The following is a 23,030-nucleotide window of genomic DNA, read 5'->3' as shown; positions in this document are numbered from 1 at the left end:
TATGACACAACTTTTGAACTATAAATTAAAGGGAAAAGCTTTTTTCCCAGTAACTGAGAAAGCATTCAACTATTCTGATGGGGATGACATTGAAGAATATATATATGATGTTGTAAAAGTTGCCTCCGATCTTGCTACAGGCTCTGAAGAACTTTTCTTAGCTATCAAAGACTGGCCTTCTTTGTATCATCTATCACCTACAAGGGCAAATATTTTACGCCCCTTAGCTGATAAATTAAAAGGAAAAAAAGTTTTAGAAATAGGGGCTGGTTGTGGAGCAATAACACGGTTTTTAGGAGAATTAGGATGTATAGTAGTAGCTGTTGAAGGTAGCGCCAGAAGGGCATCTATAACAGCTGAGAGATGTCGGGATTTAAAGAATGTAACTGTTGTTTGTGATAGCTTTCAAAGCTTTGTGTGGGATGATAAGTTTGATTTTATTACACTTATTGGGGTGCTAGAGTATAGCAACCTCTACTTTGAGGCAGATAATGCACCCTTAGCAATGCTATCTAAAGTAAAACAAATGCTAACGGAATCTGGCGAAAATATAATCGCTATTGAAAATAAATTGGGATTAAAGTATTGGTTAGGTGCACCGGAGGATCATGTAGGAAAAGAATATTTTGGACTAGAAAACAAGTACCGTAAAGATACGGCAGTCACCTTTGGTAGGCTGGAAATTATTGACCTATTGAAATTAGCAGGATTTAAAAAAAACAATTTCTATTACCCTTTTCCTGATTATAAATTTCCTGATACTGTGATCACAGAGCAGGGGCTCCGTGATAAATCTTTTTCAGTGAAAGATTTACTATTGGAAAAATATGAATATCATCAAGCAAAGACATACGATACAAGATTTTCTTCATCCCTTGTTGGAGAAGCACTAGAAAAAAATCAACTACTCTCTGAATTTTCAAACTCTTTTTTGATTTGCTCTAGCAACAATGTTGATGTTGTTAACACAGATGTTCTTGCATATTCATATAGTACCTCAAGGAAACGCGAATTCTGCAAGGAGAATAACTACAGACTAAATACTGTCAATGATATAGAAGTTGTTAGAAAAAAGCTGTACAACTCATTTTCAACTGCTAACAATATTGAACATAGGCTCTTTGATGAAAAATTTTTGTTTGGAGAACTCCTTTTTAAAGAGGCAATTAATATAACTTCAAATGATAAATGGAACTATGATGACTTAAAAAAATGGTCAGATAAGTATTATCACATACTAATTGAGCAAAGTTTTCAAGTTGAAGGAAGGCCTTATTTAGATAGAGCTTATTTTGATCTAACACCATTCAATATTATTATACAGGATAATGGTGTAGCGGCATTTTTTGACTTAGAGTGGTATTATCATGAAAATATACCTTTATTCTATGTTTTTTTCAGAGGAATATACAATAGTTTATTGAGGATTTTCTCCTTTAGAGATTCAAATGATCAAGTACCTGATGATGTCTTAGGTTTAACTTTGGCACTGCTAAAGAACTCAATTGATTTAACTGAAGTTGAATTTAATCGTTGCCTTTCTTGGGAGAAATGTTTTATTGAAACAGTAACATATAGCACCCCTTCAAGCATTGGTAATAGATTGATCCCATATATAAAAAACACTTCTAATACTAAAAGAGAATCTGTAGATTTTCTTTTGCCATTGCACGATTTAGATATTCAATTATTTTGGAAAAATTCTGGAGAATCCTTCAGTGAGCAGGATTCTTTTCGATATTATATAAATCTTGCTAAACAAGATGATAAAACTTTAATTGCTCTTAAAGATATAAAGGGGGCAGTATCTAGTTTAAGGGTTGACCTTGGAGAAAAGCGTGGTGCTTTTTACTTGAGCAAATTAAAGTTAAGAAGTTGTAGTGAAAAGATTCTTTTTTGCTTAGACTCCGATAAAAAATTTCATTTTTTGGCAAACAACCTTTTATTGTTAAAAAGCTCTATCTATACAAATAAATTTTTGGTTCTTGCATTATCAGATGATCCCAGTATAGAGTTTGATGTTCCCGATATTCAATCCTGCCATGATCTCCTAATTGATATTAACGTTTCAGAGATTTCCCAAGAATATATAAATAAAGAATTTGAGGAGATAAATTATAGGAAGTCGATAGAAGGTGCTGTTGTATCTTTTCTGGATAAGCAAAGCCACTATGTTGAAGATGCATTTGATCTTGTTATGCAACGTGTAGAAAATCTTTTAGAAAATAAGGTCAGCTTTTTATCAGATAGCATCAAAGAAAGCGGTATTAACAGCCAGCAAATGGAAGAAATGGTAAAACAGGTAATACAAAAGGAGGATACACTGCGGAATATTGTTAAAGAAAAAGCTTTGGAAAGAGAAAATACCAGAATTCAACTGGAAGTTCTTAATCAAACTATTGAAAAGTTGTTGCAACAAATTGATTCTAAGGAAGATAAGTTAATGAAATTGGGCGAACTTAATATTAGCTTAAAACAGCAACTTGAGATTTTGAGCAGCAAATATTCAAAAAATACCCTTTGGGGGGTTGTGAAAGAAAAGTTAAAAGATAATTAATACAATTTATCGCTTAATGATTTTAATGTACTTTGATGAAACTTACAAAGGTTAAAGGTGCTCGTTTTAATTTTGTAGATAGGTTACAAGATGTATATGATATTAATGTAGTAAATTCCTTTAGTGATGCAGAAGTTTATACTACTTATGGTACAGATCCTCAGTTGAATATTGAATTAAAAGCGAGAATTAACCGCGGCTATTATAAATTTTTGTTTGATTTCACTGTTGTTAAGGGGAAAATTAATAACCCAAAATTTTATTTTGATACTGGCTCAGGCTATAACGAACAAGAGATACTGAATTTGCCTCATTCTCATAATGGTTTTATTGAGTGCTTCTTTTTTGTGCATAAGCCTGTACTGAAAATTAGATTTGATCCAACTGATAAACCTGATGTAGAATTCACAATCAACGAAATAGAAATATGTGCAGTTGAGAGTTTTAGCATTTTTAAATTAGTTAAAGATAAACTAAAAAACGAAAGTAATTATCGGAATATTCCTAAGAACTATTTTAGATCTGCTTCTTTTTTACTTCAAAATAATCAAAGCAATGTTGTAAATCTTATCAATAAAAGTAAGGCATTTTCAATGGATCTATTTAACTATGAAAGTTGGATAGAAGAACATGATAGCTATAGCCCTCAGCAACTGGAAGAATTATCTTCGAAGCAGTCTGAATTCGAATATAGGCCTTTGATGTCTATATTGTTACCAACTTATAACACCCCTATTGTCTGGTTAAAAGATTGTATTGATTCCGTTTTGTGCCAAATTTATCCAAATTGGGAGCTATGTATTGCGGATGATAATTCAACAAGTGAAGAAGTTAGGCAGGTAATTAAGGAATATGCTCTAAAAGACAGTAGGATTAAGTTCATATTAAGGGCTGAGAATGGACATATAGCAGCTTGTAGTAATTCTGCTTTAGAATTAGCTATTGGAGAATATATTACTTTACTCGATCATGATGATAAATTTGCTCCTTTGGCTTTATATAGAATAGTTGAGTGCTTAAACTTGGATAAATCTATAGATTTTATATATAGTGATGAGGATAAAATTGATGTTAATGGTTTTAGGTCTCTTCCTTTTTTTAAGCCTGACTGGTCACCTGCATTATTTTATAATCAAAACTATATCACTCATTTAACTTGCATTAGAAGGGGGTTGGTAGAAAAAGTAGGTGGCTTCACTAATGGTTCTGAAGGTAGTCAAGATTATGATCTATTTCTGAAAACTATAGCCGAGGGTGCAAAGATCAAACATCTGCCTTTTATATTATATCATTGGCGTCTTCATGATCAGTCTACTTCCTCTCAAAGCAGTTCCAAGCCTTATGCACATATTTCGGGTAAAAAATCATTAGAAGATTTTTTATCAAAGAAATACCCAGTATTGTTTGATTATCTAGAAGATGGAATAAATACCTTTACCTACGTTCCAAGATTTAAACTAGAAACAAAGAAGAAGGTCTCTATAATTATTCCAACTAAGGATAAAATTGAGTTTTTAAAACCTTGTATAAATAGTATTGTATCGCTTTCCTCCTGGGATAACTATGAAATACTGGTCCTAAATAATAATTCAGTAGAGAAGGAGACTTTTGAATACTTTGATAAGGTTCAAACAGTTTATGAGCAGGTGAAGGTAATAGATGCGAATTTCCCATTCAATTGGTCCAAATTAAATAACTATGGTTCTGAATTTGCTACTGGTGATTTTCTCATTTTTTTAAACAATGACATTTCCGTCATTTCAAATGATTGGATTCAGCGCCTTTGTGAATGGGCGAGTTTGCCTGACGTTGCTACCGTTGGAGCCATGCTTTTATATGAAGATGACACCATTCAGCATGCTGGAGTAGTATTAGGTATGAATGGTTGGGCTGATCATGTATTTAAAAATATGAAGCCTTCTCATTTTCCTAGCCCTTACGTTTCCAATGTGTTGACACGGAATGTTTTAGCTGTAACGGGTGCATGTGTTGCTATTGAAAAAGAAAAGTTTGTTAAATTGAACAGATTTGATGAAGAGTTCATTATCTGTGGTAGTGACGTAGAACTGGGTATTAGAGCTTTTAGAAATTCATTTTATAATGTTGTTGACACGAATGTGAGGCTGTACCATTATGAATCCAAAAGCCGTGGAAGCGAAGTCCCTGAAAATGATTTTTTGCAATCAGCGATTAAGTACGAACCATACCGGACGTTAAAATGCGACCCTTTCTTTAATCCAAATCTTTCTTTATATCATACTTCACCTGTCTGTAAAGTACCAGTTTCATGAAATCATTTATCAGGAAAAAAATTAGAGCTTTAAGAAAAGTAGATCCTCATCCTTTGCATGTAAATGCCCAACCACCTGCTTATGATATACCAGAAGTTTTAGAAATAGGTTGTAGGCAAAGTGGACTTTCAGGAGTAAGATTAAATTTACTGATACCTGCCTTATCACTCAAGTTTTCATTTGGTGGTATCAATACTGCTATAGATTTTTTTATGTCTTTATCTATACAAGATTCAGATATAAGAATAATTATCACCGACGAAGTAGAAAGTGATCTTTTGGGTTTGCCATGCAGGAATGATTGGACATTATATAAAGCTGATGATGATGATACAACTGGTAAAATTATTGTCTGTTTTGGGGATCGTTATAATAAAAGTATCCCTATTCGTAAAAACGATGTCTTTGTTGCTACTGCATGGTGGACAGCTTATAATGGATATCTCATACAAAAATGGCAAGAGCACCATTGGCAGATAAAAGCAAAGCCACTAGTGTATTTAATACAGGATTTTGAGCCTGCTTTTTATAAATGGTCATCTAGATATTTTTTATCATTAGGTACATATCTAGAATCTAATGTACTACCTGTAATCAATACTAAGCTGTTATCTGATTTTATAGCGCAGAATGGAATTAAGTTTAACGAATATTATATTTTTGAGCCTTCGTTAAATAAAACATTGGCTTCTTCTCTAACTAGGCTAGGACATTCACCTAGAAAAAAGAGAATTATAATTTATGGGAGACCATCTGTTGAAAGGAATGCTTTTGAGCTTTTAGCTAAAGGTCTAGAGTTGTGGAGTTGGAGGTATTCAAATGCAAAAGAATGGGAAATTATATCATTAGGAGAAACCTATCCTTCGATGGTGTTAGGTAACAAATTAAGTATAAATGTAAAAGGCAAAGTGAGCTTGCAAGAATATGCCGATTTATTAGTTTCTTCTGCTGTTGGTGTTTCGCTTATGATTTCTCCTCACCCAAGTTATCCTCCACTAGAAATGGCCGCATTCAATCTTGGGGTACTAACAAATTCTTTTTACAATAAGGATCTTTCTGAATACCATCAAAATATTAAAAGTCTCGATATTTTAACACCTGATAGTATTGCAAAAGGAGTAGCAGACTTATGTAATATGTTTGAGATAGATTCCGAATATTTCGAAAAAAATACTTTTGTGAGTAACTATTTCGTCAATCAATCTACAACTTTCAATTTTATAACTGAACTGAGGAATAAGGTTTTATCACAGAATGAATAGAGAAAACATCCAGGCTTATAAAATAGCAGTTTTTTATCATATTTTTTATGAAGACAGTGTTGATTTAATTGTAGATGAGTTAACTGTCTTAAAGCAGTATAGTGTCGTCTTTTTCTTCAACATTTCAGATGAAACGCCAGAAAAAGCAGCTGTTAAAAGTAAGCTGTTGGCTGCTTTCCCTGATTCATTTATACTTTATAGCTCTAATAAAGGTAAAGATATTGGAGCAAAATTACTCCTGCTAGCTTTATATCGCCAACTTCAATATAAGTGTGAATATTTTATTTTCTTGCATGATAAAAAGAGTCTGCATGCACTGAATAGTAAGAACTGGAGGAATGGTTTGATGAAAATTATTCATGAAGAAAACATTGAACTGATTATTGACAAGTTCAGAAGAAATCAGAATATTGGAATTGTTGCAACTAAAGAATACATAATTAGTGAATCAAGAACAGAGGGGGGATGGGCAGGACTAAATGGTCCAATACTCGATCGATTAACAACAAAGTATGAAATTTCCCCTCCACACTTAAAGTATGTAGCAGGTACAATTTTCTGGTCAAGAGCAAAAGTTTTAGAAGAATTTTTTACAAATAATAATCCTTTAGATATTAGGTGTGAACTTGAAAATGGGAATGTCCTAGATAATTTTACTGGTACTTATACTCATTCATGGGAGAGGCTGCTTAGTTGGATAGTAACTTCCAAAGGGTTAACTATAGACGGTATATAGGTTATGTTGTACATAAAAGTCAAAGTAAAGCAACTTCATGAGTTAACGCGGTTTAGAACTGATAGTTCTAACTTGATTGGGGTTAACATCGTTTTGGATGATTTAAATGAAATTGATGAAAAGCTATATGTTTTCTTGTCCAAAAGCTCTATAAAATTTATTATTTCCCTAAGCGAAGAAAACTTACAAAACAATTTTAATCAGGAGTACTTAAGATTACTTTATTTATGCACTTCTTTAGCTAATTATTGTCGCCATAGTGGAAATAAAGTTATTCCTATACACTCTCAATCCACTACAGAAAATTGTATTGATCAGATTTTGAACTTCAAAGAACGGTTCAAACATATTAGTGGAGACAGTGAGATCCATGTACCATGTATTTCTTCACCCTTAACATTTGATGGTATCAAGGATGAAGAAAAGCTATTATCAATTGATGCTGAGCATTTTTATAATGCTAATGTTCAATTTAGCATTAACAAAGCTATTAGTTCGAATAATAAATATTCAAGCTTCATCATCATTGATGGCTTTTCTAATGATTCAGTTAGCATAGATTCTTTACTAAATATTGATTGTGAGAATTTTGACTATATTAAAAATATTATAAATTTGAAACAGGCTGTTGATGAGGTAAAAGTTGAAAATCATAACCTAAGAAAAAGGAATCTTTTATATTATGAGTTTTTGAACCTTAGCAAAGAAATACAAGAAAAGGAATATCTTGATGTAATAAACTGGTATCATAAAGAATATGAAGCACTACCACTCTGGTATAAACGTGTTGGCCACATAATCAAAGTAACTATGGGCAAACGTTCTCTTCGCTCATTAATAAAAAGAAGCTTTGATCATTAAAGGATGAAATATTGGCTCCTTACAACTGAATTTCCTCCTTTTTACGGTGGTGGTATAAGTACCTATAACTTTTATACTGCTAAAATGCTCACCCAAAAGGGACATCAAGTTTCCGTGTTTGTCAATGACCAGACAGTTAAGGATATTGTAGTCAGTTATAGTGGTGGTGCTAGGATTATTCGCTTCAATCCAGTTAGCACCAATTCAACAGCTTTTCTAGGTCATACAACAAGTTTAAGTTATGAGTTTGCTCATATTATAAGAAAATTTGTCGAACGTGAAGGAAAACCAGATGTAATCGAGGCTCAGGAATATTTAGGCATTGCTTATTACCTGCTACAGTACAAATATTTGAAGTATGATTGGTGTAAGGATATTTTTATGCTGATTACTATGCACTCTCCTGCATATTTATACTTGGAGTATAACCACGTCCCCCTTTTTCAATATCCTAATTACTGGATTGGGGAAATGGAGCGTTTTTGCATACAGGCTGCAGACATCGTTATTTCTCCCAGCCAATATTTGATAGATGAAGTTAGGAAGCGAGCAGAATTTAGTCATACTAATTTTTATGTAATACCTAATCCATTTGAATTTCAAATTGACACACAAACGTTAGAAGCTCCTGCAATTCAGGAAGAGATTGTTTTCTTTGGTAAACTTTCTGCTCAGAAAGGGACTTTCCGTCTGCTTCATTACTTTAAAGAATTGTGGGACAATGGCTTTGCAGATTCATTGTTTTTGATTGGAGGGCAAGACATTGTTTATCATCCCGAAGGCAATACAATGGGAAACATTGTTAGGAAGAACTACAAAGAGTACGTTGATAAAGGTCTCCTCCGGTTAGAGAGCCAACTTAAGCCTGCAGATATCATAAACAGACTAGCTAGAGCTAAAATTGCTATCGTTCCAAGTACTGTTGATAATTTGCCATATGTAGTAATGGAGATGATGAGTTTGGGCATAGTTGTTCTCGTCTCAAAACAAGGAGGCCAGTCTGAGGTAGTAACAGATAGTGTAGACGGTTTTGTTTTCGACCACGATCAAGCAGGCTCATTTAGCTCTCAGTTGTACAAAATCCTGCGATTAAACTCTAAACAAAGAGCTGCAATTAGTGCAAATGCTGTGAAACGGATTGCCAATGCCTATAATCTAAATACCATTTATGAGCGAAAGATCATAGTAGTGAAGGCTATGTTGGAGCGTGATATTTCTAAAAAAGATTTCCCATTTATCAAGCTCTCTGCACATCAAGGTAAGCGTGTTACTGTGTCTTCAAAAGGCTCGTTGTCCGTAGTTATCCCATATTTTAACATGGGGCAATACATCGATGAAACAGTTGAATCGCTTCTCAATAGTAGTTTGCATCCTGCCGAAATAATCATTGTCAATGATGGCAGCACAGTGTATGAAAGCATTGTAAAGCTCCAGCAGTATAGAAGCGATTCTAGGTTTCGAGTAATAGATATAACCAATCAAGGGCTTGCCAATGCAAGAAACACTGGAGCAGAAAGTGCTAAAGGAGAGTATTTAGCTTTTTTGGATGCAGATGATAAAGTGGCGCCCACCTATTATGAGAAAGCTGTGAAAGTTTTGAAAGAGTATAGCAATGTTCAATTTGTTGGAGCTTGGACGCAATATTTTGAAGGATCCAATAAGGTATGGCCCACTTTTTCTCCCGAACCGCCATTGATTCTTTTCCACAACCTGGTTAATTCCAGTGCTCTGGTTTATAAAAGAAGTGCTTTTCTAGCAGCAGGGAAGAATGATAGAAATATGCCTTTTCAGGGACTTGAAGATTATGAAAGTGTGATTTCTTTGTCAAGTAAAGGATTTAGTGGGGTTGTAATACCGGAAACTTTATTTTACTATAGAGTACGGAAGAATTCTATGATAAGAGGTGTTTCTAAAGTAAAAAAACAGATTTTAATAGACTATATATGCAGTAAACATAGAGACTTTTATGCTACATTTGCCACTGATATTTATAGCTTGGTAAGTGCAAATGGCTCAGGAACAAAATTGGATAATCCAAGTAAAGACCTTCAATTAAATTCTAATATACCTTTCAATAATCAACTTGCTAAAGAACTTCTATCTTTTATAAAAAGAAATAAACACCTGAAGCATATTGCTTATCGCGCATATAATATTTTAAATAAATATAGTTTATGATAGTAAAAGTACTAAACAACTGGTATTCTGGATCAAACAAGCTTGAGAGGCTATGGCTACTCGCAAAAATTGAGTTCAAACTACGTTATTACGAAAACAAACTCGGTGTTTTTTGGGCTCTACTAAAGCCTATTATGGACATCGGAATCTACTATATCGTTTTTCAGGTGATCATGAAGCAAGATGTACCTGCTTTCGCATCATATCTTTTTATTGGACTTATTATTTTCAATTTTTTTATAGAAAGTACAAGTGGAACTATACAAATTTTGAATACAAAGAAATATTTGTATGAATACAGTAATATGAATAAGCTAGAAATTTATATGTCTACTTTGTTAAGTAACGTAATTGGATTCTCCTTTAATATCTTGATGTTCCTTCTTTATTATAACTTTATTGAACCTCAATCTCTCGGCTCTAATGTAGAAAGCTTATGGATGTTTCCTATATTTATCAACGTGTTTATTCTTTCACTTGGCGTATCACTTATACTATCAAACATCTTTGTTATTGCTAAGGATATAAATCAGATATGGCAAGTATTTGCTACATGTCTGTTCTTCTTATCGCCAGTATTTTATAAATTATCAAGTTTTAAAGAAGCACTTCCTAATTTTGATTATGCAAATCCAATAGCTGGAATTATTATCAATGCACGCCGTGTAATGATGCAAGGAATACAGCCAGACTTCGAACTAATGTTCTTTGACTTTGGATATGCTCTTTCATTTCTCTTCATCGGTCTTATTTTGTTAAACAAACTTGGTTCAAAAGCTGCTGAAAAGCTATAATTCGTTTAATCATGGAAAATAACATTGCTATCAAAGCACGAAATATTAGTAAGACCTTTAAGATCTCTGAAGACAGTCATAACACAGTGAAGCATCGCTTGTTTAACCTTTTTAATCCTCCTAGGACAAAATATGTTCCAGCTGTGAAAAGCATGACTCTGGAAATAATGAAAGGGGAGTGTATAGGATTATTAGGGCGTAACGGCTGTGGTAAATCAACATTGGTCAAATTATTGGCTGGTGTTTATCCTACAGATAGTGGCTATATAAATATCAATGGCTCTACCATGCTGATGAACTTAGGTGTTGGCATGAGCCATGAGCTGACAGCGCGGGAGAATATCTATGTCTCAGGCTCTGTACTTGGGTTGAAGATAAAAGAAATTGATGCCATCTTTGATGAGATAGTAGCCTTTGCCGAATTGGAAGGCTTCATAGACACTAAGATAAAGTTCTATTCTTCGGGTATGGTGGCGCGGCTGGGCTTCTCTATAGCCGTGAATGCCGGGGCTGATATTATGTTCCTGGACGAGATTTTTGCAGTTGGGGACGCTAAGTTTCAGGAGAAGGCTGTAAAGGTTTTTGAAAGCTCCTGGATAAAAGGAAAGACAGTCATTCTGGTTAGCCACTCCCTGGAGGTGATTCGGCAGTACTGTAATAGAGCTGCATTTTTAAAGAATGGCGAGCTGAAGTATATTGGAGACACTGAAGAGGCTATCGCTTTATACCTCAAGGACAATGAGATTATTGTAAAATCTGAAAGTGCCGAGCCTGTTGTAGCGGAAGAAGCTCTTACTGCAGCAGCTCTTTCTGCCTAGCATATATTTTCTTTTTACTTCATAACAGAAAAGGGCAGCCACTACGGCTGCCCTTTTTTCTTCTTATCGGCCAGCAGAAAGGGTACAAAAAAGCCAGCAATGATACCGCCGAAACTTCTGTCTAGATAAATCTCTGTTATCCAGGCGCAGGCCAAAGTTATGAGCATCATCGCTGCCAAACTATCTCTGCTGTTTATCGCACTGACAAGGGGCGAAAAGAACCAGGCGACTAAAAAGACAACTAAGCCAATAATGCCCATGCTGTACAGGATGTCGAGGTAGTTGTTGTGTACATTTTTATTAGTTTCGATAGCGAAATAGAAGTTCTTTTGCTGGTATTTTTGAATGAGTAGGTCTTTTTTATCTCCTAAGCCCACTCCAACTATGGGGTTTTCTCTGAACAGCTCCCATCCACAATTCCATGCTGCTAACCTGAGATTAGCACCATTCCATTGGTCTGGCGTTAGCTCCATGTTGTAGTGGCTTTCTATTCCTTTATTCTCATAATTATAGTTACTGTAGGCAAGCTCCTTGTAGCGGTTCAGCATTTGGGGCTGAAACTTGAAAACAAGAAAGCTGCCTATGAGTAAAGCAAAAGTCAGTGCCAGTCCTTCGAGCAGCATTCGTTCGCTTACGATATAATACAGACACAGGGCGAGGCACATAACCATTAATACGGCCATGTTGATACGGCTGCCTAACAGGTAACTGAACCCGAAAAGAAACATCATAGCCAGTGCCATCCATCCTTTATACTTTGTACTGCGAAACAGGATAAAGTACAGGAAAGTATAAATAGCGAAATTGACAAGTAGCGCGATGTATACTGACTGCTGCTTGATGAGCAGCGTAAGATTATCATTATAAACAGCGTCGTTGCGGTGGCTTGTCAGGTAATTGTAAATAGCAGAACCCAGACAAAGGACACATATAAGCGTTGTGATGCAGGCGTAGCTAAGCAAGAGTTTTTCTTTAAAGTCTTTTCTCATGCTAATTAACCCGAGGCTAATAGGAAAAACCAGCAGGGGCAGGCGCAGCACCAAATAAGTTAATCCCTTATCACGATTATCGGATAACAACATGCTGATGATAACCAGCAGGAAGAAGAACAGCATGTATTGGATTGACCTGCGCTGCTTTAGCAGCTTTAGTTTCTCTTTAATGGAGGAGAGGGAAAAGCAGTAGATGGCAATAGCTCCAGTGATAATGATATTGGGAATTCTTAACTTTGAAAAAAACAGCGTTACAAAGAAAAGTACAATAAGTATAAAAAGGGTTTTCTCCTGCTTTGTCATGAATATAATAATATGAAGGAGCGCAAATTTACATTTAATTCCGGCTTCTGAAAGAACTATTTAAGGGCAAATCAGGTAGTTGGCTACAGTTTTTCCAGCAATAGCTTTATAATTTATTTCATACTATTCCACCAGCATAAGTGCGGTATTACATGCAGCGGCATATTGGTGTTCGTATTGCATATAATTCTTTTATTGCGCGTTAATTCTATCTGTAGCTATAAGCACCAAGCGTTAAAGCACCATGGGTAAATGTTTGATATACAACTTTATGCGCACTGGGAATAAATGCAGCGTTCGTTTCATAAGTAAATTGCGTCTGCTAAAATCCGTTCAGCTTAAACCCTAAGAATATAAATACTGTATATAGCCTCAAATTGCCCTAATTATTTTTTTAACAAAAGCAAGAGGTGTATGAGGAAATATTTACTGGTAATATGTTTTTTGTTTTTTGTCAGGTTTACTTTTTCTCAATCGTTGGATCTGAACGAGTATTCTTTAAATGTTTATCATACAAAATTTATCAAGACAGATGCATCTCCCGTATTCTGGAATGAAGCGCCTCCATTGATTATTAAGGGTGAGTCGTATCAGTACATTTTCACTACTTATTTTTCCACTATGTGGAACAGCACCGAATCTATAGGAAAGCCCAAAGATGACGTACTGCATGTTGGTAGCTGGTTAGGAAATAAACCTCAATGGATAACAGCTTCATCACATTGGTGGGGCCGGTTTTTTGATCCAAATCACCTTCAGAATCAAGCGTACCAGTATCATCGGGAATGGGAGAACTATCACTGGAGAAGGAATTACAATGGCATTTTTTCAGCGCATGTCGTAAATCATACACCTTCTGGGCAGCAGATTTTATTTGCCTTAAGCCATGGAGAAAATAAGAATGAGAAAATTGCTGAGTACCTCTATCAAAACTCTGTAAGGCCTGACTTTATTATCAACGAAAATGATAACAGCACATACTCCGGAGGAAAACCCTACAAGGATAGTTGGAAATCTTATTTTGGTTTTTTGAATGGCAACTGGGTTTCTTATAGCAAGGAAAATGAGTGGGGCAGCGCCTATCTGAATGACATTGGTCCTATAGCATGGCCATCTGCTGGTTATTTAAATGCAGACGGTACGCAGGCGTCTAAAGGACTAAGGCATCCTTCCTCCATCATACAGGGCGATTACTTATACATTTTTGTGATTGACGAATCGCATGATGGAAAAGGAGGAGTGAAGCTGATTCGGGCACACGTTCCTGATTTGCTAACACCTGCTAAATACGAATCGTGGTCGAAAAGCGGCTGGGTACCAGCACTTCCGGAAGGCTTTTCAAAAGAGCGCGCTTCTGATTACTTTAAGAAGCAGGGCCCCCGAAATACCCCGGTTTTTCCACCCGGCCGTAACACCATCAGGTTTTCAGTGGCTAAAATAAAAGGTACAGACGAATTTATAGGAGTGGAGGAATACATTATGGGAGGCGGGGACCATACCATCAAAGCAGCGTTTCGATTTTCAAAGGATTTGATCAATTGGTCAGCCAGGGTACCTTTTTATGCTGCTGATAACTGGAGCAGTTCTACACTCAGGTATCCTGTATTCCTTGACAGGGAGGGAACATCCAACACAGAAATAGATATAGAAGAATTTTATGTGCTGGGGGCAACAGGTAATGGCACCATCACAAAAATGCATTTCAACCTGGATCAACCTATTTTTCCTGCCGATGGATCTGCGCCCAATGGTATTAGCCCGAATGCATTTGCGGGCAACAGGAGTATGACAACTGGTGATGCTGGCTTTAAAGTTTCACCAGTGCCTGCGTCTTTAACTGTAGATGTCCAATTTACAATCGGTACAGCATCGAACGTGATTGTGAATTTATATGATGCTAGAGGAGTGAAAGTCAAAACACTATTAGATTCTGTTTTTCAACCACAAAGCCTAACCAAGACCTTCGATATATCTATGCTACAAAACGGTCTTTATGTGCTGGAACTAGTTCAGAACGATAAACGCTACCTTAAAAAATTTATCAAAATCTGAGGTAAGTTTAGCTGACTTCTTTTATCCGGCTGAATCTTTGATTTAACAAATAAGCCGCTGTCTTTTCAGGCAGCGGCTTATTTAATTTACAACTTAATCATCTACTCTTCCTTCCTTGTCACCCAGCTCAGATTATACAAATCCTTGCGGCGGTCTTTCAGGTTACGGACGCTTCCGGCGGCATTCAGGTCTTTCAGCAGGTCCAGGTCGAGGTCGGCGATCAGGGTCATCTCTGTATTTGGCGTGGCCTCGGCAATAACCGCATCGTGTGGGAAAGCGAAGTCAGAAGGGGAGAAGACGGCTGACTGGGAGTATTGAATATCCATGTTCTCCACTTTTGGCAGGTTACCGACGCTACCCGTAATAGCCACATAACACTCGTTCTCGATGGCACGGGCCTGGGAGCAAAGGCGCACCCGCAGGTAAGCGTTCTTTGTGTCGGTCCAGAAAGGTACGAACAGGATCTTCATGTCCATGTCAGACAGCATACGGGCTAACTCCGGAAACTCCACGTCATAGCAAATCAGAATACCGATTTTCCCGATGTCTGTATCGAATATCTTAAGCTTATGGCCACCGCGCATACCCCAGTAATGCGATTCATCTGGCGTTACGTGCAGTTTGTATTGGCCATCGTAGGTGCCATCGCGGCGGCAGAGGTAGCTTACGTTATAAAGCTTGTTGTCGTAATACTCCGGCATACTGCCGGAAATGATGTTGATGTTGTAAGACAGCGCCAGGTGAATCATGCGCTCCCGGATTTCTTCGGTGTATTCTGCCATGCTTCGGATAGCCTCCGATGGCGATTCCTCATTTGTTAAGGCCATTAATGGGGCATTGAAGAACTCAGGGAATACCACAATGTCCGATTTATAGGAGCTCACAGTATCAACAAAGAACTCTACCTGCTGCATAAAGTCCTCCAGGTCTTTTACAGCACGCATTTGCCACTGCACAATACCAATGCGCACCACGGTTTTCCGGCCACCTATAATCTCTTCCTTCTCCTCATAATACACGTTGATCCACTCCAGGAGGGTGGCATAGGAACGTGATTCTTTGTCATCAGGCAGGTAGTTTTTCAGAATCTTACGCACATGAAAGCCGTTGCTGAGCTGGAAAGAGAGCACAGGGTCAGACAATTCTTTGTTGCGCACCATCTCAATGTACTTAGCTGGTGTCAGTTTATCAGCATAGTCTTTGTATCCAGGTATTCGGCCTCCGGCTATGATACCGCGCAGGTTCAGGTTCTCGCAGATTTCCTTACGGGCATCATATAAACGACGGCCTAAGCGCATGTTACGGTATTCAGGGTGAACAAAAACATCAATACCATAGAGCGTTGCGCCCTCCGGATCATGTGATTTGAAAGTACCATTATCTATGATTTGCTCATAGGTGTGTTTGTCGCCGTACTTGTCGTAATCTATAATTAAGCTTAGGGCTGCTGCTACAACAGTTCCGTTATCTTCAATACATATCTGTCCGTCCGGAAACTGCTTTAACAGGTTAGAGAACTCTTTGCGTGTCCAGGCACCGTCTATGTTGCGGTACACCAGGTTCATGATTTCTTTAACTTCTTTGTAATCTTTGAGCTCCAACTGGCGGAGCAGCAATTTATGTTCTGAACTTGTTTCGTTTTTTTCGCTCATGTGTGGGATTATGTCTCTTTTACTTGTATTACCTGTATACGTGCAGCAAGTATAGTTTTGATATAATATAATCGTAGCAATACATAATGCAATAAACCGGCATGTAAAATTAAACAAAAAAGCGCAGGTTTTGGCTGCGCTTTCTGATGTATTGCATTTGTAGGGATTAGCTATACCTGTATCTCCGGAACATCGCCCTCTATGATGAGATTACCGGCTGTGGCAGCTTTTATGTCTTCCACACTCACGCCCGGCGCGCGTTCCAGCAGTTTAAAACCACCGTCTACTACTTCTAAAACGGCTAAATCGGTCACTATTTTCTTTACACAGTCCACGCCGGTTATCGGCAGCGTACACTCTTTCAGCAACTTGGAGGAGCCATCGCGGGCAGTATGCTGCATGGCCACGATAATGTTTTTGGCCGATGCTACCAGGTCCATGGCACCGCCCATGCCTTTCACCATCTTTCCCGGTATTTTCCAGTTGGCAATATCGCCTTTTTCTGATACCTCCATGGCTCCAAGAATAGTTAAATCTACGTGCTCACCCCGTATCATGGCAAAACTTTCCGCCGAATTAAAGATGGCTGATCCGGGCAGGGTGGTGATAGTTTGTTTCCCTGCGTTTATCATGTCTGCATCCACCTGCTCTTCAGTAGGGAAGGGCCCCATCCCTAGCAACCCGTTTTCTGACTGCAGCACAACCTCAATGCCTTCAGGCAGATAATTGGCCACCAATGTCGGTATACCAATACCCAGGTTTACGTACATGCCGTTCTTTACCTCTTTTGCGATGCGTTTTGCAATTCCGTGTTTATCTAAACCCATAATTTTTCTTTTCTGAATTAAGCAGTTCTGACTGTACGTTGTTCAATGCGTTTCTCATAATTCTTACCCTCGAAGATGCGCTGTACAAAGATGCCGGGTGTATGAATCATGTTCGGGTCAAGTTCACCGGCAGGCACCAGTTCTTCCACTTCTGCTACTGTTATTTTGCCGGCGGTGGCCATCATAGGGTTAAAGTTGCGGGCTGTGCCTTTATAAATCAGGTTACCGGCGGTATCTCCCTTCCATGCTTTTACAAAAGAAAAATCAGCCCGCAGCCAACTCTCCATCAGGTACATTTTACCATCGAACTCCCTTGTTTCCTTGCCTTCGCCTACTTCTGTGCCGAATCCGGCAGGAGTGAAGAAAGCTGGGATACCAGCACCACCGGCACGAATACGTTCTGCCAGTGTTCCCTGAGGAATCAGATCTACCTCCAGTTCGCCAGATAAAAGCTGACGTTCGAACTCGGCATTTTCGCCGACATAGCTTGATATCATCTTTTTAACCTGATGCTGCTGGAGCAACAGACCTATGCCGAAGTCATCTACACCGGCATTATTAGAAATACAGGTAAGGTTTTTTACACCCAGGCGGAGCAACTCCTGAATCGAGTTTTCCGGAATGCCACAAAGGCCAAAGCCACCCAACATGAGCGTCATCCCATCCTGCACGCCTTGCAGCGCCTGCCGCGCATTTTCTACTGTTTTATTTATCATGGTTTGAAAGCAGTGGTTGTTGAAGGTAATTTATATATAAAAAAAGCCATATGAAACATATAGTACTTCGTTTTTTAAGTGGAATAGGTTTTGTATCAGGTGAAATCTGTTTATGCATTGCTTAAGGATGAGTATGGAGACTGAAGAATGCAGCTGTAAAGTAGCTCTAGCTGTTTCCTTTACAACTTTTTGCTGTTATACTTAGCGGCGAATGCTAACAAGTATTTCAAGTTGAACTTCCTCCTGGTTAATTTTACTCTGAATAGCCTGTTTTACCCTTTCCAGGTCTTCGGTGGTAACCGGCTCCTGTGCCACCAGTTTAACACTGATCAACATCGGTTTTGTGCCTTGTATCACCGTAACGTCTCTTATAGTAATATCACCTACCTGGTATTCGGTAAGGGCTTGCGCAATCTGGCGCTCCCGCACCATAGTATTAAATCCAAGACCTAAGGGAAAGCTGATTAGTGCCACCAGTGTCAGGGACACAAACAGCCCTTTGCGGGCCAGTTGAAACGGGCTGAAACCTAACAGCATAAAAGTGATAGCTCCGGCTAACACTATACCAGCCAGGTTTGTAAGGAACAGCAGCATGGCACCGAAAAACACCTGCCATTCGCCCCAGCCAATGCCAATACCAGACACTGCCAGCGGCGGAACCAAAGCTACTGCAATGGCAACACCTGCGAGTGTTTTGGCTACTTCCTCACGAGCGTGTGCGTAGGCACCGGCTATACCTGATACAATAGCCACTCCGAGGTCCAGCAGGTTAGGCCTGATGCGGGCTGTTATTTCTTCGTTCAATGTGTGCAATGGGGTGAGCAACGTGAGGAAAATAGCTGCCAGGTAACTCAGCAACAGGCCATAGCCTATTGTTTTTGCACTGTTTATCATTAATTTTTTCTCCTGACGCAGCACTCCCATTGAAAGAGAAATGATAGGTGCCATTAAAGGAGCCAGGATCATAGCGCCAATTATAACGGGTGATGAGTTAGAGAACAGCCCTAATGTTGCCAGCAACGTTGATAAAACCATCAATGTTAAATAGGAGCTGTTCACTTTTGAATTATCACGGAGAACCTTAAACAGGTCCTTAAATTCTTCAGTGGATGCATGGTATAGCAGCGATAGGGGTTTACCGACTATTTCCTGCAGATAGGCTTCTCCTTTCGGCAGCCGGTTAATGCGGTACATTTCACTAGGTTCTCCTGCGTGCTCATCCACGTTCAGATAGCGTCCCGGAATCACCATAAAGGCGTCTTCACTTACCAGGAGTTCAATCCCCTTCGCGCTCATTAGAGTATTGTCCAGGGAAAAATCAACTGGCTCAGAAACATTGATGATAATTGACCTCGCCTTGATGTGACCGATAAAGGAAGGCAGTTTTTGATTATTTTTTCTTTGGAACAGAGACTTTATATAAAACCTTAGTAAGCCCATTATGCTTCTCGGTGCCAATATGAGTCCATGCATTCTACCGTCGTTGATAAAGGAACGGCTAAATAGCGTGCGGGAGAGGAATGTGCTTTTGCTGTGTAATACCGCTATAATGCCAATAGCTGCTGTTGTTAATGGTGGCTTATCTTCTGTGATGATAGTGAATGGGCGCGGAATGAGGGCTTTACCTCCTTTGAAAATACCTGTCAGTTTTTCAAAGAACGCCGTTATACTGTTTTTAGAGACGCTGCCGGACATCAGGCTCAGACTGCTGCCTATAACTACCCGGTTGAATACAGGGCGACCATTGCATAAAAGCAAATCAGCCTCGATACCTTTCTTTGCCTTCTCAATGTCTTCCACAGCCTGCGGTAAACTGTCTGCAATGCCGTAGCCTTGCCGTGCCTCCTTCATGCCAAAATGAGGCAGGAAGGCCAGGGTGCATTTACTTCCCATTATGCCTGAAACCAACTCTCCTAACTGTTCATCGCTCAGGTAGGTGATGATATTGCTTTCAGGTGCAATGCTGGCCCTGTTCTTATCAAAAGGTATCAGCTTCAGGCTGAAGGCTTCCAGTGCAGGTATGATTTTATTGTTTACAGTTTGCTGTTCCTGTGGGTCGTAAATAAGTAAGGTTTCCTTCATGGAAAGGGTTAAAGGTATTGGTCGTTCTTTTCAGGTGCTTGCTGCGAGATGCACATCTTGTGCAACTTCAGGTGGCGGTAGCCTTTTTTTAACTGCTACAGCAGCAACATGAAAGTTTTACTATACGGCTGCTGTGCTTCTTTCAGCCGATTTATTTAACCCTTTTCTGATGCTATTCGCAAAAAAAAGGCGACCATCTATGTGGCCGCCCTCTGTTATAAGTCAACTTATAAAATTTACTCCTGAAGCCGTAGTGCCTGCTGTGTCTCTTCTTTATCTTTTGCCAATTGGGTCTTCAGTGCATCCAGACCATCGAACTTCTGCTCTTTGCGCAGCAGCTTTACAAACTCAACTGTCAAAGTCTGGCCGTAAATCTCCTGGTCAAAGTCAAGGATATGCACCTCCAACGTCAGCTGCTTTCCGTCTATGGTAGGGCGGAGGCCGATATTCATCATGCCACCAAATTTTGACTCCCCTAATCTTACCCATACAGCATACACGCCGTTGGCTGGTATGAGCTTGTGATTTGCGGGGAGTGCTAAGTTAGCGGTAGGGTAGCCAATGGTGCGGCCTAATTTATTGCCTTCCACCACCGTAGAGGTGAGCGTGTAGTAGCGGCCAAGATACCGGTTCGCTGTCTCTACGTCGCCATCTTCTAAGGCCCTTCGTATTTTTGTGGAGCTTACGCCGATATCATCTATATCCTGGCGTGGAATTTCCTCTACCTCAAACCCATATTGTGCGGAGCGTGCCTTCAGGTTCTCAAAGCTTCCTTCGCGGTTCTTGCCAAAACGATGATCGTAACCAATTACAAGCACCTTGGTGTTGATAGTCCGCACGAGCACGTCTGTAATGAATTTCCGGGAGCTGGTACGGGCAAATTCTTTGGTGAAAGGCACGATGAGCAAATAATCGATGCCAAAATCGCGGAGATGCTCGATGCGCTCCTCAATAGTGGAAAGCAGCATCAGGTCATTATCCTCAGGAAAAAGCACGAGGCGTGGGTGTGGCCAGTAGGTGATGACTACACTCTGTCCGTTATGCTGGCGGGCACATTCCTTTACGCGTTGCAGGATTTTCTGATGGCCGATATGCACGCCATCAAAAGTGCCGCTGGTAACAACGGGGTAACTAAGTTGCGGGAAATCGTTTATATCACGAATTACTTTCATCCGCTGCTATTTGCTTTTTCCTGATTTCCTGGATGTTTTCAATTGTTAAGGCGTCTTTCAGAAGGTAATCTCCTATACGGGTGCGAACGAGAGATGATAAATGAGCACCGCAGCCTAAGTTCTGCCCCAAATCGTGTGCAAGGCTTCTAATGTATGTGCCCTTGCTGCAAACAACCCGGAAGTGTACTTCTGCACCTTCCATGGCTATAACATCAAAAGCTTTGATAGTGATACTGCGCGGCTTCAATTCAGCCGATTTCCCTTTGCGCGCCAGATCATACGCCCTTTTGCCGTCTACCTGCACAGCAGAATAAATAGGAGGCACCTGCTCAATAGTACCTACAAATTCAGCTGCTGCAGCTTTAACTGACTCCCCTGTAATATGGCTGATGTCTTTTGATTCCGTTACTTCCGTTTCCCGGTCGTAGGAGGGAGTTATCTCGCCTAAGCGAATTGTGCCGGTATATTCTTTTTCCTGCCCCTGTATCTCATCGATGCGCTTGGTGTACTTACCGGTGCATAGTATGAGCAAGCCGGAGGCGAGGGGGTCCAATGTGCCCGCGTGGCCTACCTTCTTCACCCGTATTGTGTTCCGCACTTTCTTCACCACATCAAAGGAAGTCCAGTCCAGTGGTTTGTTTATAAGCAGTATTTCGCCAGCGGCAAAATCGTATTCCATGGTTATACTTTTAAATCAAAACCCATTGCCAGCAGTGCCAACAGCAGCACACCTACGGCAATACGGTAATAGCCAAACATTTTGAAGCCGTATTTTGTCAGAAAGCTGATAAAGAACCGGATGGCCAGCATCGCCACAATAAAGGCTACAAAATTTCCAACCAGAAGCAGCTTCACATCATTAGGCTGTATCACGTTAAAGCTGTTCTCAATCTTTACGAAGTCGAGCTTAAATAAGTCGGATAGTTCCAGCCCCAGCAGGTCAGTGATGAACTTATAAGTAGCAGCGGCAAGCATGGTGGGAACAGCCAGGAAAAACGAGAATTCAGCGGCAGCCTTCCGGTTGATACCCTGTGACATACCGCCTATAATAGAGGCCGCCGACCTTGAAACACCAGGAATCATGGCGATGCACTGAAAAAAGCCGATGATTAGGGCATTTTTATAAGTTACGGTATTGTCTACAGCATACTTGAACCATTTGTCTACGAACAGGAGCACGATACCACCTATCACCAGCATAATGGCTGTTATTACAACGCTTTCAAGCATGGCATCAATTACATCGTTCAGCGCAAAACCGATGACGGCTGCAGGCAGAAAAGCCAGCAGCAATTTCTTATAAAAGACAAAATTCTGCAGAAAACGGCGCCAGTACAGCACTACAACTGACAGTATGGCTCCAAACTGGATGTTTACTTCGAAGATCTTGGTAATTGGGAGTTCATTGATGCCCATCAGGCTGGAGGCGATGATCATGTGCCCCGTAGAGGAAACTGGTAAAAACTCGGTAAGACCTTCAACAATGGCTAAGATAATAGCCTGCCAAATACTCATTTATTTCTGTGCTTTATCCTTAGCCATGATGGCAAACAATTCAACTGCGAAGCCTGCCAGTACAATCAGTGGCCCCAGCGTAATGCCTAAGAAGCCAAGCCCATAGGGTTCGGTGTCTAATGTCATCACAAAAAAACCGATTGCCAGCAGGGCAATTCCAACAAGCATCAGGATGTAATTTTTCCTGCCAAAGGCAAGGAGAGGTTTATTTTCTTCCATTTT

General features: G+C 39.4%; 18 protein-coding genes. 9 read left to right on the top strand and 9 right to left on the bottom strand.

Annotation, left to right across the window (positions count from 1 at the left end):
* Position 1: 1 nt before the first annotated feature.
* Genes DXT99_RS04355 through DXT99_RS04320 form a run of 8 tightly spaced genes read left to right on the top strand, consistent with a single transcriptional unit; the run spans position 2 to position 11,497 of the window.
* Positions 2-2,557, top strand: a complete 2,556-nt coding sequence (locus DXT99_RS04355) for a class I SAM-dependent methyltransferase (RefSeq protein WP_115564300.1) — start codon at positions 2-4, stop codon at positions 2,555-2,557.
* Between the two features lie 35 nt (positions 2,558-2,592).
* Positions 2,593-4,848, top strand: coding sequence for a glycosyltransferase family 2 protein (locus DXT99_RS04350; RefSeq protein WP_115564299.1), 2,256 nt, complete (start codon positions 2,593-2,595; stop codon positions 4,846-4,848).
* A complete protein-coding gene (locus DXT99_RS04345) occupies positions 4,845-6,110 on the top strand; it encodes a rhamnosyltransferase WsaF family glycosyltransferase (protein WP_115564298.1) in 1,266 nt (421 codons plus the stop codon). Before DXT99_RS04350 ends, DXT99_RS04345 begins: the two co-directional genes overlap by 4 nt.
* Complete coding sequence (locus tag DXT99_RS04340) at positions 6,103-6,846, top strand: rhamnan synthesis F family protein (protein WP_115564297.1); 744 nt, start codon at positions 6,103-6,105, stop codon at positions 6,844-6,846. The genes DXT99_RS04345 and DXT99_RS04340 overlap by 8 nt, the downstream gene beginning before the upstream one ends.
* Before the next feature lie 3 nt (positions 6,847-6,849).
* On the top strand, positions 6,850-7,707 hold the full coding sequence (locus tag DXT99_RS04335; RefSeq protein ID WP_115564296.1) for a hypothetical protein: 858 nt from the start codon (positions 6,850-6,852) through the stop codon (positions 7,705-7,707).
* Between the two features lie 3 nt (positions 7,708-7,710).
* Positions 7,711-9,885: a glycosyltransferase gene (locus DXT99_RS04330; RefSeq protein WP_115564295.1), complete on the top strand. Its 2,175-nt coding sequence runs from the start codon at positions 7,711-7,713 to the stop codon at positions 9,883-9,885.
* On the top strand, positions 9,882-10,679 hold the full coding sequence (locus tag DXT99_RS04325) for an ABC transporter permease (protein ID WP_115564294.1): 798 nt from the start codon (positions 9,882-9,884) through the stop codon (positions 10,677-10,679). The genes DXT99_RS04330 and DXT99_RS04325 overlap by 4 nt, the downstream gene beginning before the upstream one ends.
* A gap of 11 nt (positions 10,680-10,690) precedes the next feature.
* The gene (locus DXT99_RS04320; RefSeq protein WP_115564293.1) at positions 10,691-11,497 is read left to right on the top strand and encodes an ABC transporter ATP-binding protein; all 807 of its coding nucleotides are present in this window, start codon (positions 10,691-10,693) and stop codon (positions 11,495-11,497) included.
* Between the two features lie 41 nt (positions 11,498-11,538).
* On the opposite strand, the gene DXT99_RS04315 is transcribed toward DXT99_RS04320, so the two are convergent.
* On the bottom strand, positions 11,539-12,792 hold the full coding sequence (locus DXT99_RS04315; RefSeq protein ID WP_115564292.1) for an O-antigen ligase family protein: 1,254 nt from the start codon (positions 12,790-12,792) through the stop codon (positions 11,539-11,541).
* Positions 12,793-13,206: 414 nt separating this feature from the next.
* Between DXT99_RS04315 and DXT99_RS04310 the strand changes: the two genes are divergently transcribed.
* Entirely contained in the window at positions 13,207-14,844 is a 1,638-nt protein-coding gene (locus DXT99_RS04310; protein WP_115564291.1) for a T9SS type A sorting domain-containing protein, read from the top strand.
* Between the two features lie 101 nt (positions 14,845-14,945).
* Here the strand turns inward: DXT99_RS04310 and DXT99_RS04305 are convergent, their stop codons facing one another.
* From DXT99_RS04305 to DXT99_RS04270, 8 genes are all read right to left on the bottom strand, one after another.
* Complete coding sequence (locus DXT99_RS04305; RefSeq protein ID WP_115564290.1) at positions 14,946-16,496, bottom strand: bifunctional GNAT family N-acetyltransferase/carbon-nitrogen hydrolase family protein; 1,551 nt, start codon at positions 16,494-16,496, stop codon at positions 14,946-14,948.
* Between the two features lie 170 nt (positions 16,497-16,666).
* Positions 16,667-17,323: a 3-oxoacid CoA-transferase subunit B gene (locus DXT99_RS04300; protein ID WP_115564289.1), complete on the bottom strand. Its 657-nt coding sequence runs from the start codon at positions 17,321-17,323 to the stop codon at positions 16,667-16,669.
* A 17-nt stretch (positions 17,324-17,340) separates the two neighbouring features.
* Positions 17,341-18,039 (bottom strand): CoA transferase subunit A, encoded by a 699-nt coding sequence (locus DXT99_RS04295; RefSeq protein ID WP_115564288.1) that lies wholly within the window; start codon positions 18,037-18,039, stop codon positions 17,341-17,343.
* 201 nt (positions 18,040-18,240) lie between these two features.
* Positions 18,241-20,121, bottom strand: a complete 1,881-nt coding sequence (locus tag DXT99_RS04290; RefSeq protein ID WP_115564287.1) for a TIGR00341 family protein — start codon at positions 20,119-20,121, stop codon at positions 18,241-18,243.
* A 236-nt stretch (positions 20,122-20,357) separates the two neighbouring features.
* Positions 20,358-21,293 carry a bifunctional riboflavin kinase/FAD synthetase gene (locus DXT99_RS04285; protein ID WP_115564286.1) on the bottom strand — a complete coding sequence of 312 codons (936 nt, stop codon included), beginning with the start codon at positions 21,291-21,293 and terminating at the stop codon, positions 20,358-20,360.
* A complete protein-coding gene (gene truB / locus DXT99_RS04280) occupies positions 21,277-21,972 on the bottom strand; it encodes a tRNA pseudouridine(55) synthase TruB (protein WP_115564285.1) in 696 nt (231 codons plus the stop codon). Before truB ends, DXT99_RS04285 begins: the two co-directional genes overlap by 17 nt.
* Positions 21,973-21,974: 2 nt before the next feature.
* A complete protein-coding gene (locus DXT99_RS04275; RefSeq protein ID WP_115564284.1) occupies positions 21,975-22,808 on the bottom strand; it encodes an undecaprenyl-diphosphate phosphatase in 834 nt (277 codons plus the stop codon).
* Entirely contained in the window at positions 22,809-23,027 is a 219-nt protein-coding gene (locus DXT99_RS04270) for a DUF3098 domain-containing protein (protein ID WP_115564283.1), read from the bottom strand.
* Positions 23,028-23,030: the final 3 nt, after the last annotated feature.

The organism is Pontibacter diazotrophicus, from assembly GCF_003367245.1.
Taxonomy (GTDB): Bacteria; Bacteroidota; Bacteroidia; order Cytophagales; family Hymenobacteraceae; genus Pontibacter; species Pontibacter diazotrophicus.
The sequence above is the reverse complement of the archived record's forward strand: the minus strand, read 5'-3'. Positions and strand labels throughout refer to the sequence as shown.